Raw genomic sequence first — 13831 nt, 5'->3', positions numbered from 1 at the left:
GCTATCATAGAGCAGCTTTAGCTATGTATGAACTAGACTTAATCTAATTAAAACTTTGTAATGATTGTCAAAAATAAAAATCATCAAAAACTAACGCATCCTCACAGCAGTGCCTGTGGCAGTAATCAGCAAAAGCACTCCTGACTGGTCAATATTTATTGTGCCGGTATCAATTTCAATCCCGATTACAGCATTTGCTCCTAAACGTTGTGCGCGTTGTTCTAATTCTTCTAGTGCCTTGCGTTGACCCTGCTCAAATAAACGCTCGTAGCTACCAGTGCGTCCACCGATAATATCTCGAATACCAGCCAAAAAATCCCGTAAGAAATTGCTGCCGTAGACGACTTCTGCTGTCACAATGCCTAAATATGATTCAATCACGGCTCCTTGAATGACATCAGTGGTAGTTATAATCATAAATTAACCTCCAATATGGGATATATCTTAATATTTATTATTAAAGTATTTCTCAAAATACTTTAATAATTGTAACTATTCTTACAGAAGACAAGTGTGATAAACATCCTCTCATACAATTTTAGATTGCACTTTGGGGTTAGTGTTGTCCTAAACAGGTTAATCCTACATTTGACAGTTTAAATTTATCTTATCTTTGAATGACCAAAAAAGGATGTAAATGCCTGAATGAAAACTTCTCAAAGGGTAGTATCAAGGATTAAAAATGTCAGAAAATTGGATACAGAGTCAGCAAGCTTTTAAATTCAATAAAAATAGGAATAAATGTCAAAGCCTATAAGCTTGCTGTATCAGAATTTAGGATTAAGTCAAATTCCTGGTGAGTTGTTCTGGGTAACACGTATAACTACTGATTAAAAAATGTGTAGTTTTGCTATAGTACTGGTTTATATGTAGGGTATCTTCACCTGCTTTCGATCGCTTGCACTTCATCCTTCAGTAAAAACTCTGTTATGTAGTGCTAAATGTAAACGAAAAGAAAATGAACTATTAACATCTGAATCACTACGAATAAATACAGTTTTCAAAAACCCATATTTTTGTTTTAATGTACAAGAAAAAAGTCCTCTAAAATTTCAGGAAATTTACTGTGTACAAACCAACATCATTCGTGTTTAGTGTGGTGTTACTAGGATGTTTTGCTTTCACCATACCTTCAGTAGCTCAAGCTCAGGTATTAGTGGCGCAAGCCAAAAACCCAGAATTAAAGCAATTACTGGAGGAAGGACGGAGGTTAGTCAATGCTGGGGATTATGGTGGTGCGATCGCTGTTTATCAGCAAGCAGCTAGTTTAGATCCGAAGAATGCTAAAATCCATTCAGGTATTGGGTATTTATACGCTCAACAGGGAAATTACCAGGCAGCATTAGCAGCTTATCGTAAAGCGATCGGCATCAGTCCTAACAATAGTGATTTTTACTACGCTGTAGGTTACATCAAAGCCAATTTGGGCGACACGCGTGGGGCAAAGGAAGGTTATCGTCGTGCCATACAACTGAACCGTAACAACGTCAACGCCTATTTAGGATTGGCTGTAACCCAATCGCGTATGGGAGACTATAATGCTGCTACCTGGGCATACCAACAAGCAATCGATTTGGATAAAAACAACGCCCAGACTTATGAGTTGATGGGTTCGATGTATAAACAGCGACGACAAGCCAAACAAGCAAACAGCTTGCTTCAGAAAGCCCGTGACTTGTACAAACGGCGCAATGACTCAGATGGCGTAGAAAGGGTAGAAGCCATGCTGCGGCAGTTAGGAGGATGAGGTTAATCTAACTGGCGTCCCGTTAATTCCACAAAAATATCTTCTAGATTAGAGGGACGCACCATCATTCCAGTTTTATCTGGCTGTTCATTCAAATAGATATTTGCTGCTTCCAAGGATGGGAAAAACAGATATTCCCAATTACGAACGCTATCACTTCCGACATTAGATACACCTAATTGTTTCATCACCAAACCTTCACCGTGAGCAAAACGCAGTTGTTGTAAAGTTCCCAAAGAAATCAGCTTACCGCTATCCATAATACCGATGCGTCCTGGCTTGGTAGAACCAAAGGCATCGCATAAAAATTCGACCTCATCCATATAATGGGTCGTCAGTAGCATCGTCATCCCTTGTTTATTTAAATCCCGAATGATTTCCCAGAGGCGTCGCCTAGTCTGGGGGTCTAGTCCTACCGTTGGTTCATCTAAAAACAAAATTTGCGGTTGATGCAATAAAGCTCTCGCAATCTGCAACCGTCGTTTCATACCCCCAGACAGGGTTTTTACCAAATCATTACGTTTTTCTGCTAGCTCAACATACTCTAGCCATTGATTAATCAATTTTTGTCGCTGCGGGTTACTAATGTGATGTAGTCTCCCGTGCAGTTCCATATTTTCCCAGACGGTTAAATCGTTATCCACACTGACTTGTTGCAAGACAACGCCAATACTCTGTTTTGCCAACGTTGCTTGGCGTGTCACATCATATCCACCTACTTCTATCCGTCCTTGGGACGGTTTCGTGAGTGTAGTCAGCATCCGAATTGTGGTTGATTTACCCGCACCGTTCGGGCCAAGTAAAGCAAATATCTCCCCCGCTTCAATTTGGAATGATAGGTCATTGACTACAGGTACATTGTTGTAAAACTTGTAGACATTTTCTAAAAAGACAGCAGCAGTCACGTCGCTTCGCTCCGAATTAAAATTAAAAATTAAAAATTAACCAACTCATAAATAAATTTAGTTGCTCTGTATCCTTTTCTGTTCGGTCATGGATAAATTTGCTCACACCAGTTCATAATCAACACTACCATTCTGATTACATCAAACTAAATATATTTTATTAACCCTTAGATAACTCAATCTTTACTTGTTGACATAACAACGTGTGGTAAACACTTATCCTGTAATACTTTAGTTTAAGGTTGCTGTTATTTAGTATGGAATCTCATCACCCATTGAAGCTAAATCGGCGTCAGTTTTTGCTACATTCAGCTATCACTGCTGGTGGAATTATTTCCACAAACTTTGTCGCTAAATCACCAGTTTTTGGCGAAGCACCTGCAATTATCACCTCTGATAAAATGCGTCCTGGCATACCTTATGGTGTAGCTAGCGGAGATATATCTAACGATAGTATCGTGATTTGGAGTCGGAGCGATCGCCCTGCCAAAATGATTGTAGAATATTCTACCAGCGAATCTTTTCGCAACGTGCAGCGAGTTGTGGGGCCCAATGCTTTAAAAAATAGCGACTTTACAGCACGACTTTATCTGAAGAATCTACCACCAGACCAAAAATTATTTTATCGGGTGATTTTCCAAGATTTAGATTATCAACGTACTTGCAGCGCTCCTTTTTATGGTACTTTCCGAACACCCCCCAAATCTGGACGAGATATATTCTTTGTTTGGGGTGGCGACACCGCCGGTCAAGGATGGGGAATTAATCCTGAGTTTGGTGGAATGAAAATTTACGAAACTATGCGCCAACTTCATCCCGACTTTTTCATTCATTCTGGCGATAATATTTATGCTGATGGCCCCATTCAATCAGAAGTAACTTTAGACGACGGCACTATTTGGAAAAACATCACTACACCAGAAAAATCAAAAGTAGCAGAAACTCTCACAGAATATCGTGGTAACTATATCTACAATTTGCTAGATAAAAATATCAAGCGTTTCAATGCTGAAGTTCCCATATTGGCACAGTGGGACGACCACGAAACAAGAAACAATTGGTATCCTGGGCAAATTATCCTCAACGATGACCGTTATACAGTTAAGGATGTTAACTTACTAGCTCAAAGGGCAAGACAAGCATTTTTAGAATATCTGCCTATTGGATATGAAAGCAATAATCCAGATAAAGCGAAAATTTATCGCTCTTTCAACTATGGCCCATTATTAGACATTTTCATGCTGGATGAGCGCACCTACCGAGGGCGAAATTCCCCGAATAATCAGCCAGTACCAAGTAAAAAAACAGATTTCTTGAGCAAAACCCAAGTGGAATGGTTGAAAAGGCAACTGCTGTCATCAAAAGCGACATGGAAAGTGATTGCTAGTGATATGCCTTTGGGACTGATAGTTAAAGACGGTAGCACTGATTTTGAAGCTTGGGCTAATGGAGATGGCCCAGCTTTAGGAAGAGAATTAGAACTTGCCGATTTACTACGATTTATCAAAAACAAGAATATCCAGAATGTTGTTTGGTTAACTGCTGATGTACATTACGCAGCAGCTCACTATTACAACCCCGCCAAAGCAAAGTTTAGTGACTTTAAGCCTTTTTGGGAGTTTGTCGCCGGGCCACTTAACTCTGGCACATTTGGGCCAAACGAATTAGAAAATACTTTTGGCCCACAATTGATATTTCAAAGCCTCCCTCCAGGTACAAAAGCAAATCGACCACCAAGTGAAGGTTTGCAATTCTTTGGAGGAGTCAAAATTAATGGAAATACGAAGGTGATGACGGTAACATTGCGTAACTTGGCTGGGAAGACTGTTTACAGTGTAGATTTACCGCCGGAAAAATAAATCGCCAAAATCATAGTGAGATGTAGCCAGTTAGATAGAGTAATTACACAATTTTTTACTTTGTCTGCTGGCTTTGCTGTTTTTTGGGTGGGATGTTGAAGGATAAAAAAATTGTGCAATGCCTGCGGCGGGCTTTGCCTACGCTACTGTTAAGAGCTAAATTTAAGTAGGTAGAGTTTTGGAGTTGATCATGCTTAAGCAACTCATCTTAGAGAACTGGAAAAGTTTCCGTTATGCCGAGCTTCCACTTGACCCGTTGACTGTTGTGATTGGGACAAATGCAAGTGGTAAGTCTAATGTAGTTGAAGCTTTGGAATTTTTACAAAGAATTGCTAGAGGTGAGAATATTGAAGCAGCTTTAGCGGGGGATAAAATACTTTCATCTATTCGTGGTGGTGTAGAGTGGGCTGCACTTAAACCGGAAAAAGAATTTACATTAAAAGCGCTGGTTGCAGATGAAGATGAAAAAACTGATTACTTGTATGTTATAAAAATTCAAACAATCCCTGAAATTAGGGTTATAGAAGAATATATAGAACTTCAAATATTAAATGAGAATGTTTTAAATAATTCTTTAAATATAATTAATGCTAAAAGTTGGCATTTTCCAACTAGAAGTGGATTAAAAGAAGTTAATTCTCCTATTAATATAAACGAAATAATGAATTTTAAAAAAGATTTAAATGTCAATAATGATCTTATAAAAATAGATACTCAAACTGAAGATTTTAAAAATACATATAATGAATATGCAACCTTCAAGCAAAAAATTAAAGATTATGTAATCTCTAAGTTAGAAAATATATTAATTCTCAATCCTGTACCTTCAAAAATGCGTGATTATTCACGCCTGTCTGACACCTTTGAAAGTGATGCATCTAATATTGCGGGTGTGCTAGCAACATTACCTGATGAACGGCAACGAGAAGTAGAATCAACGCTATCTAGCTACGTTAAAGATTTACCAGAAGGTGATATTAAAAGAGTATGGGGAGAAAAAGTGGGCAGATTTAGAACTGATGCGATGCTTTACTGTGAAGAACAATGGAAACCTGGTCAAGAGCCAACGCCGATTGATGCTAGAACTATGTCAGATGGAACTTTACGTTTTATAGCAATTCTCACAGCACTACTGACTCGACCAGAAGGTAGTCAATTAGTAATTGAAGAAATAGATAATGGTCTTCATCCCTCACGTGAAGAGTTACTAGTCAGAATACTACAAGAAATTGGCAGTAAAAGAAAAATTGATATTTTACTTACTACCCATAACCCAGCTTTGCTAGATGCTTTAGGCCCAGAGATAGTTCCTTTTGTAGTTGTAGCACACCGCGATTCTGAAACTGGAGAAAGCAAGCTTACACTTTTAGAAGATATTGAGAATTTTTCTAAGTTATTTGCATCATATTCTTTGGGTGATATGACAACTAAGGGTGCAATTGAAAGAAGCTTTTCTCATAATGAATAGTTACTAATATGAGAAAGGTGCTACTCATCGATACCTCGCTTTTATGCGTTTGGTTACAAGTTCCAGGTAGAGAAACTGCTGGTAATAATGAATGGAACTTTGAACGCGTAAATCAGAAAATTCAGGCAGAAATCGCCAAATCAACAACACTGGTACTTCCTTTAGCGAGTGTTATAGAAACAGGTAATCACATTGCACAAGCTAAAATAAACACGATAAATAAGTTTCCAACAGCTCAAAAATTTGCCGAAATCATAACTTATGCTGCTGATGAAACGACACCTTGGGCGGCTTTTAGTGAGCAGATTGTGCTTTGGGAGGCAGCAGCACTAAAAAGTTTAGCGGCTCAGTTTCCCATTCAGGCTGTCCAAGAGACTTCTATGGGTGATGCTAGTATTGTCATCTTGGGTTGGCACTATCACCAAAAGGGTTTTCATGTAGAGTTTTTAACTGATGATGACAAGTTAAAATCTCAAGAACCACCGCCACCGCAGCCACCTACACGGCGAAGCAGTCGAACAAAAAGGTAAAATATTCTTGAGCGATTAGTATTTACCCAAAATAGAGATTTTTTAACTAACTTGTCAGGAATTAAGTTCGACAGGAATTGTAATAATAAACTCGGTTCCTTCTTTTATGTTAGATATACATTGCAGTTGACCACAATGTTTTTCTACAACAATTTGATAGCTGATAGATAGCCCTAACCCAGTGCCTTTACCGACGGGTTTTGTGGTGAAGAAGGGGTCAAATAATCGCTTTTGTATATCCTTGGGAATTCCAGTACCATTATCGGCAATGCGAATAACTACTTGCCGATTGTCTGTGACTTCAGTACGAATACGAATTAAAGGTGATTTTAGAGTTGAATCAGCTGATTCAAAACTCTCAAATATAGCATCAATTGCATTTGATAGAATATTCATAAATACTTGATTGATTAACCCAGCATAGCATTCTACTAGAGGGAGATTTCCATATTCTTTATCAATAGTAATTATCTGACCTGTTTGCTGATTTATAAGACGGCTTTGTAATATTATTAGAGTACTATCAATCCCTTCATGAATATCAACTATCTTTTTATCAGATTCATCGAGGCGAGAGAAGTTGCGTAATGAAAGAACTATCTCTTGGATACGCTCAGTACCAAACTTCATAGAATCAAGAAGCTTGAGGTAATCAGCAGTTAAAAATTCTAGTTCCATTTCTGCGATCGCAGCTTTAATTTCTGCTACTGGTGCAGGATAATGGTGTTGGTATAAGCTAATTAATTGTAGTAAATTTTGAGTGTAGTTGAGTGCATAAACAAGGTTGCCAGCAATAAAGTTCACAGGATTATTGATTTCGTGCGCAATGCCAGCAACAAGTTGTCCTAAAGCAGCCATTTTTTCATTTTGAATTAATCGCGCATAGTTATTCTTAAGGGTACGAAAACCTACTTTAGCAATTCTAGATTGTTCTTCTACTTTCTCTAGTTGAGCTAATGTTAAAATATGAATTTGGGAATAAGCTAAAAGTAAATGATGGAAATCGAGTAGCTTATAACTACCTAACTGAGTTTCTATTAAAATCGGTTCATATACGAATTGAGGTTCTCGCTGCAAAGCTAGCTTATTTGCTTCTACAATGAGCGTATCCTCAGAAATTATACACACCTCTGGCTGAAGAAAGTTAATCAGATTGATCGCAGGTCGTTTAGAAAATAATGGAAAACTATAGGGACGACTCATGTGTTCAAAAAATCTTTGTCGAGAAATCATCCCCAGATAATCATGATTTTTCACTAGGATAATTCCTGGTAGTAAAGGCTCTTGCTTAAAGAGTGTATTCAAATCATTTGCTGGACTATCTGCTTCGACGTAAACAGACCAAAGTGGTAATTCTTGCAAAGTGGACTCTAATTGCAAATTCAAATTATTAGCATTTGTCATGCTATGTATTGCCAACATAGTTTAAATCCTTAACCTTGAGTTAACATTTCTGATAACACCCCGAATCAGCATTGCGATAATTGCAAAGTTAATCAAACTTATATTTCCCTGATTACTGCTGAAAATTACAGTTATGCTGCAAAACTGCTGATGTTAGTGCATCCGGTTCTTTTCTATGCTGGAGAATTGATACTAATTAGAATCTTTTGTTACCTACTCGCTAACCTTGTGACGTTAAAATTATTATTTATTTAAACTTATTTTGGAATACGCTTTTAGCAAGAGTTAATAAAGGAACTTCAAACACAGTTATAAACTACACTAAAACTGCATCAATAGCAGTCAGCGAAATTGCTCTTGGAGTGAAAGAGAAAGTAATTAAAAAGGGTTTTAAAAATTTGGTTATCTTTCAGACTGCTGCTTACAGTTACAGGCTACTGTTTAGAGAAGTAAAGCATTATCTTGTACAATCAACGACAAATAGCTCCCCTAGATGGGGAGTTATTTGATATCAGTTAGTTAGCTAAGATGAAATTGGTACATTTTTAAATGCGGCTGTATCTGGCACAAAAATGTCCAAATTATTGATACCATCGGGAACTCTTAGCCAGATATAAGCATCTGCGGAGGCTTGTGGACGTACTTGGAACAAAGAAACGCTTCCTGTTGAGCGATTAAGAGCAACTCCTTTGTAGGTTACGCTAGTGTCAGGATTGCGGGCTGTTGTACTAGCCACCGAGATAATATCGCTACCAACAACTCCGTCTGTGGCAAGGCGACGAATCCGCATTTGCAGATTTACCACATCACGGTTTCCAGTTTCTGGGTCTTTAATTCGTTTTGCTGAAAGTAACTCAACTTCTGCCTTTTTGCCAAAAGCAGGCTGCACAAATTGACCAGGACTAATTGCTGATGTTGTAGCACTAGTTGGCGATGGTGAGACAGTTGCTTGTGGAGAAGTTGTAGCTGTAGGACTTGGGACTTGAGTGGGAATGGTGTTACTGGCTGTACTAGTAGTATTTAGTGTCTGCCGTAACGTAAAAACTTCATAAGCTACATAGCCGCTACATCCCAAAGCCAAAGTAGAGAGTAATACAGCTACACCAGATAAAAATGTACTCACACCATTGCCTCGATTTCGTATTTCTGTATATGCAGGTTGACTTGGGTTTCGATTTTGTAGTCCCATAAATTATGTTAGTGCGCTCGCCTATGTATGAAACATGTGAACATCTTCCCTATACTAATTAAGTAACTTTACTGAGCTAATTCTTCTCTCTCCGGAAAGAAATTGTTTGCAAGGTAAAAATATCTGTCTTTGGGATAAGGAAAATTGGTGAGACTTAAGACTTTAAATCAACCACTGGGTGTTTTATTGATATTTTTGACTAGCCACACAGGATTTAGTTCTATTGCGAAAGCACAAACCCCAGTTGCACCAACAACTACCACAAAATCAATTTGCTCTAGCCAACTGGGAACAGCGATAGATGCTGTAATCAATCGTCCCTTATTTAGTCGGGGGCGCTGGGGAATTTTGATACAACCTCTGTCAACGGGGTCAACTCTTTACAGTCGGGATTCTCAAAAATATTTTACTCCTGCGTCTAACCTCAAATTGCTGACAACAGCAGCCGCGTTGCAGGAATTGGGCGCTAATTTTCGGATTCGCACCTCTATTTATCAGAATGGCAATGGTATTTTACGTGTTGTCGGTAGGGGAGATCCGAGTTTAAGTGATACTGAACTGCAAAAATTGGCACAGCAGTTAAAACAGAAAGGTATTACTCAAATTCAGCAGTTGAATGCTGATGATAGTTATATTCAAGGTGATATTGTTAACCCCACCTGGCAATGGGAAGATGTGCAATCAAGTGATGGCGTACCAGTCAGCAGCTTTATTTTGAATCAAAATATTTTTAGCTTTAAACTTGTACCACAGGCTGTGGGTAAATCTTTGCAAGTGCTGTGGCTCGATCCTGGCGAAGCAAAACAGTGGCGGATAATTAATCAGTCAATAACTGTCCCTCAAAATCAACCGAGCTACGTCAATGTTACCCGCGAATTATCAGGAACAGTATTACGAATTCAAGGACAACTGGCAACGAATTCTGAAGAATCTTTAATAGATTTGCCTGTAGTTGACCCTAATTATTACTTCTTACGACGTTTCCGTACTGTCTTAGCAACAGAAAAAATTACTTTGGGACAGACATTAGTAGTAAATGGTGGTGTGAATCAACAGGAAATAGCATTTGTAGAGTCGCCACCTTTAGCTGAATTATTAGCAGAAACTAATTTAAATAGTAATAATCTTTATGCTGAAGCATTGCTGAGAGCATTAGCTGTGAAAAAAACCAGACTGAAAAATCAGACTAGTGCTAATGTCGGTTTAGAAGTTGTCAAAGCAAGTTTAACTAAATTGGGGGTCGATCCAGCTAATTACATTTTGGTCGATGGTTCAGGTTTATCACGTCGTGACTTAGTAACACCAGAAGCTTTTGTCCAAACTCTGCGGGGAATGGCAAAAACCCCAACTGCATATATATATCGCGCATCTTTACCCGTGGCTGGTAAAAGTGGAACTCTGAAAGGCCGCTTTCAAGGTACACCTGCTGAGGGCATTGTGCAAGCAAAAACAGGTACGTTAACGGGTGTAGTTTCTCTATCTGGATATATGAATGCGCCGAAATATGAGCCGCTAGTTTTTAGTATTATCGTCAATCAGTCAAATCAGTCTGCAACAGTTATACGGCAGGCAATTGATGAAGTTGTTGTCTTGTTAACACAATTGCAGCATTGTTAATATTATACTTTTCACTCCTAACTTGTTTCATGCCAGCCAAAATCTTACCACCGCCCCTAAAACCTGGAGACTTACTACGAGTAATTGCCCCTAGTGGTGCTTTGCGAGAGTTCGAGGAATTTAAACAGAGTCTAGAAATTTGGCGATCGCGTGGCTACAAATTAGAAATCAGTCCCCAGATAGATGACAAATGGGGTTATCTAGCTGGAACAGACGAAAACCGCCGTCACCAGCTAGCAGCAGCATGGCAAGATCCTGATTGTCGTGGTATTCTCTGTGCCAGAGGTGGTTTTGGCAGCACCCGCATCTTAGAAAATTGGAATTGGACAAACTCAGGGCTTCCCAAGTGGCTTATAGGCTTTTCTGATATCACAGCTTTATTATGGAGCCTTTATACAGCAGGAATTTCCGGCGTTCACGGCCCTGTAATGACAACTTTGGCAGATGAGCCGGATTGGTCAGTTAAGCGATTATTTGATTGGATAGAAGGTGGTTCTTTTACCCCTCTCAAAGGTTGCGGTTGGGGTGGTGGTGTGGTTACTGGTACTTTGTTACCAGGTAATCTCACGGTGGCTACTCACCTTTTGGGTACACCAATCTTGCCACATCTGGATGGTGTAATTCTGGCCTTCGAGGATGTTACCGAAGCACCTTATCGCATCGATAGGATGCTGACACAGTGGCGTTTGAGTGGTGCTTTGTCTCAAGTCTGGGGTATTGCTTTAGGCGGTTTTACTCGTTGTGAAGCGCCACCAACTATATCTAGTTTTAGTGTAGAAGAAGTATTGCGCGATCGCTTGGGTGATTTGGGTATTCCGATTGTCTCCGATTTGCCTTTTGGCCACGATCATCCCAATGCAGCCCTACCAGTGGGTGTAGAGGTAACTTTAGATGGGGATGCAGGAATATTAGCGATCGCGCATCCACATTAAGTTAAAATCAGAACTCAAATAAATATATCTCTCCCACTTGTTCGCGATAAAAATCTGTTGCTTTTTCCCAATCAAAATCTTTATGGCCTAACTCGGCCATTTGTTCTTGTCCTGCTGCTAACTTTTTTTCTAGTGTTTCTGAATCTAAATGTAAAAATTCCTGTAAATGTTTTTTTAAGTTAAATGAATTTTGCCAATAATCGCTTAAGAAAACTGGAGCGGGATACTTAACCATGAATTTTAACTATTATCATTAATTCAATAATTTATATCTTAAACTGAATCAATCTTTTCTACTTACTTTTTTTCAAAAAACTAAATTTTAATAATTCTGTAGACATACCCACTAATCTGGGTTATAGTCCTAAAAGTAAAAATAGGGTAAATGCCATTTTCAGGGCAATAATGTTTAAGTAGTGTTTTATAAAGTCTGCAAAATTGCCTGAGGGGATCAACCAGTCTAGTGTAAATCACGGTAAAATTTACTTACCTTGACTGTACAGCAAGTATTGCGCAATGCCATTGGTGGGTATAGCCATCGCTTGCTTGATGCCGATTATGGCATATTGAATATCAGTGAATAAATTACAAATAGTATCATTATTTGATTGTGATGCTATGTTGTTAGTAAGTAGATAGACATAATTGAATATAAAATAAAGTCCTAATTTGCAGTGAGCGAGAAATTGCTCACTGCAAGGATTATCAAGACTAAAGTCCTTACTACAAACTTTAAATTTATTTATGCCTAGATACTTAGGAAAAATTTTCAACTAGTTACAAATTAAACATCTAACTCTTATGAGTCCTATTGTCTTTGACTTTAGTCCCGAAATTTCAGTTATACTTTGTACCTACAACCGAGAAAAATATTTGAATATTTGCATCAATAGTGTCCTCGCTCAAACTTTTAAAGATTGGGAACTGTTGGTAGTTGATGATGGTAGCCAAGATAATACTTTTGAAATTGTCAATCCATATTTGCAAAAATTTAATAATATACGTTATTTAAAACATCAAAATAAAAAATTGGGGTACTCTAAAAACGCTGGAGTTCAAGCATCCTTTGGCAAATACATTACATTTATTGACAGCGATGATACATATAAATCCAATCATCTAGAGTCGCGACTTAAATACATGCAAGCTAATCCAGAAATTGACTTGATTGAAGGAGGATTTTTCTCTGAAGAAGAAATTTTTGTAGCCGATTATTTTCAACCAGGTCAAATAATTAATTTACGTGAATGTGTTTTAGGCCCGACATTTTTTGGTAAGAGGCGAGTATTTTTTGAATTGCAGGGATTTAATAATATTCCCTATGGAGAAGATACAGATTTTTGGAAACGGGCAGACAAAATTTTTAAAACTCAAAAAGTTACAGAACCACAAACCTACGTTTATACGAGAGCAGAAACAAGCATTACCAAGGATGTTTTAGAACAGCGCTCATTAACCTAAAAACTTTAATTCAGTTTGTCTTGATCCACTCAATATAACGTTACCTTCGCAAACATTGGGTTTAACCATCATCGAATAGTGATATCCTACAATCCAACAATAGATGATATTAGTAACCAACCTCTCCATCCTACAGCCACATCTTGGTTTAACAACTCGCAGTTGATTACATTTGTATGTGCTTCTAGGTTTCACCATCAAAAAGACCATAAAACCTTACTCAAAGCATTTGCTAAAGTTAGTCAAAATCACTTAAATATCCGGTTAATTTTGTTAGGAGAAGGTGATTTAGAGACAGAGATACAAGCTCTAGCAAAGTTTTTAGCTATTGATGAAATTGTGCTGTTTGCTGGTTCTGTTCTCAATCCTAGAGCTTATTTTTCACTATCTAGAGCAGTTATACTTGCTTCCCATTTTGAAGGCTTACCACTGGTTCTTGTAGAAGCTGTAGCTAGTGGTGTAACGTTTATTGCCACTGATTGCCCAGTTGGCCCACGTGAAATTTCTGAAGTACTTAAATGTGGGAAAATAATATCACCAAGTAATGTAGATGCGTTAGCAGAAGCTATTATTGACCATATAAAAACTCCTCAAGAGAAGATTGAATGCTCTGAAAAAATTGCACAATTATTTAGTGCGGCTAGCTGTGCTGAAAGATTAGAAGGGGAGCATCCCATTTTTGCAGAAATACTGATTCATGAGTGTAGTATGGGGAGAAC

13 protein-coding genes are annotated in these 13831 nt (G+C 38.3%); 8 read left to right on the top strand and 5 right to left on the bottom strand.

Annotated features, from left to right (window positions below):
• Positions 1–90: 90 nt before the first annotated feature.
• On the bottom strand, positions 91–417 hold the full coding sequence (locus RMX89_RS31180) for a YbjQ family protein (protein WP_196528493.1): 327 nt from the start codon (positions 415–417) through the stop codon (positions 91–93).
• Between the two features lie 649 nt (positions 418–1066).
• On the opposite strand from RMX89_RS31180, the gene RMX89_RS31175 reads away from it, so the two are divergent.
• The gene (locus RMX89_RS31175) at positions 1067–1747 is read left to right on the top strand and encodes a tetratricopeptide repeat protein (RefSeq protein ID WP_322672638.1); all 681 of its coding nucleotides are present in this window, start codon (positions 1067–1069) and stop codon (positions 1745–1747) included.
• A gap of 2 nt (positions 1748–1749) precedes the next feature.
• Here RMX89_RS31175 and RMX89_RS31170 read toward each other — a convergent pair whose 3' ends face one another.
• Positions 1750–2652, bottom strand: coding sequence for an ABC transporter ATP-binding protein (locus RMX89_RS31170; protein ID WP_322691665.1), 903 nt, complete (start codon positions 2650–2652; stop codon positions 1750–1752).
• A 257-nt stretch (positions 2653–2909) separates the two neighbouring features.
• On the opposite strand from RMX89_RS31170, the gene RMX89_RS31165 reads away from it, so the two are divergent.
• From RMX89_RS31165 to RMX89_RS31155, 3 genes are all read left to right on the top strand, one after another.
• Complete coding sequence (locus RMX89_RS31165; protein ID WP_322691664.1) at positions 2910–4511, top strand: alkaline phosphatase; 1602 nt, start codon at positions 2910–2912, stop codon at positions 4509–4511.
• Positions 4512–4701: 190 nt separating this feature from the next.
• Positions 4702–5979, top strand: coding sequence for an AAA family ATPase (locus RMX89_RS31160; RefSeq protein WP_322691663.1), 1278 nt, complete (start codon positions 4702–4704; stop codon positions 5977–5979).
• Between the two features lie 8 nt (positions 5980–5987).
• Positions 5988–6509, top strand: coding sequence for a hypothetical protein (locus RMX89_RS31155; RefSeq protein WP_322691662.1), 522 nt, complete (start codon positions 5988–5990; stop codon positions 6507–6509).
• Positions 6510–6563: 54 nt separating this feature from the next.
• Here RMX89_RS31155 and RMX89_RS31150 read toward each other — a convergent pair whose 3' ends face one another.
• A complete protein-coding gene (locus RMX89_RS31150; protein WP_322691661.1) occupies positions 6564–7931 on the bottom strand; it encodes a sensor histidine kinase in 1368 nt (455 codons plus the stop codon).
• Between the two features lie 505 nt (positions 7932–8436).
• Entirely contained in the window at positions 8437–9036 is a 600-nt protein-coding gene (locus RMX89_RS31145; RefSeq protein WP_322691676.1) for a hypothetical protein, read from the bottom strand.
• Between the two features lie 213 nt (positions 9037–9249).
• Between RMX89_RS31145 and dacB the strand changes: the two genes are divergently transcribed.
• The gene (gene dacB / locus RMX89_RS31140; protein WP_322691660.1) at positions 9250–10719 is read left to right on the top strand and encodes a D-alanyl-D-alanine carboxypeptidase/D-alanyl-D-alanine-endopeptidase; all 1470 of its coding nucleotides are present in this window, start codon (positions 9250–9252) and stop codon (positions 10717–10719) included.
• 29 nt (positions 10720–10748) lie between these two features.
• Positions 10749–11651 (top strand): LD-carboxypeptidase, encoded by a 903-nt coding sequence (locus RMX89_RS31135; RefSeq protein ID WP_322691659.1) that lies wholly within the window; start codon positions 10749–10751, stop codon positions 11649–11651.
• Between the two features lie 7 nt (positions 11652–11658).
• Here the strand turns inward: RMX89_RS31135 and RMX89_RS31130 are convergent, their stop codons facing one another.
• Positions 11659–11886, bottom strand: coding sequence for a hypothetical protein (locus tag RMX89_RS31130; RefSeq protein ID WP_322691658.1), 228 nt, complete (start codon positions 11884–11886; stop codon positions 11659–11661).
• A gap of 566 nt (positions 11887–12452) precedes the next feature.
• Here RMX89_RS31130 and RMX89_RS31125 point away from each other — a divergent pair.
• Complete coding sequence (locus RMX89_RS31125) at positions 12453–13112, top strand: glycosyltransferase family A protein (protein ID WP_322691657.1); 660 nt, start codon at positions 12453–12455, stop codon at positions 13110–13112.
• Positions 13113–13190: 78 nt separating this feature from the next.
• Positions 13191–13831 (top strand): glycosyltransferase (locus RMX89_RS31120; protein WP_322691656.1); only part of this gene is annotated, 641 nt, incomplete at its 3' end.

Source organism: Nostoc sp. DedSLP04, assembly GCF_034530775.1.
Classification (GTDB): Bacteria; Cyanobacteriota; Cyanobacteriia; order Cyanobacteriales; family Nostocaceae; genus Nostoc.
This window is presented reverse-complemented; position numbering and strand designations above follow the sequence as displayed.

Coding starts and splice junctions, on each gene's coding strand:
- RMX89_RS31180 (WP_196528493.1), bottom strand. CDS start 417: ATGATTATAACTACCACTGATGTCATTCAAGGAGCCGTGATTGAATCA.
- RMX89_RS31150 (WP_322691661.1), bottom strand. CDS start 7,931: ATGTTGGCAATACATAGCATGACAAATGCTAATAATTTGAATTTGCAA.
- RMX89_RS31155 (WP_322691662.1), top strand. CDS start 5,988: ATGAGAAAGGTGCTACTCATCGATACCTCGCTTTTATGCGTTTGGTTA.
- RMX89_RS31165 (WP_322691664.1), top strand. CDS start 2,910: ATGGAATCTCATCACCCATTGAAGCTAAATCGGCGTCAGTTTTTGCTA.
- RMX89_RS31135 (WP_322691659.1), top strand. CDS start 10,749: ATGCCAGCCAAAATCTTACCACCGCCCCTAAAACCTGGAGACTTACTA.
- RMX89_RS31130 (WP_322691658.1), bottom strand. CDS start 11,886: ATGGTTAAGTATCCCGCTCCAGTTTTCTTAAGCGATTATTGGCAAAAT.
- RMX89_RS31125 (WP_322691657.1), top strand. CDS start 12,453: ATGAGTCCTATTGTCTTTGACTTTAGTCCCGAAATTTCAGTTATACTT.
- RMX89_RS31160 (WP_322691663.1), top strand. CDS start 4,702: ATGCTTAAGCAACTCATCTTAGAGAACTGGAAAAGTTTCCGTTATGCC.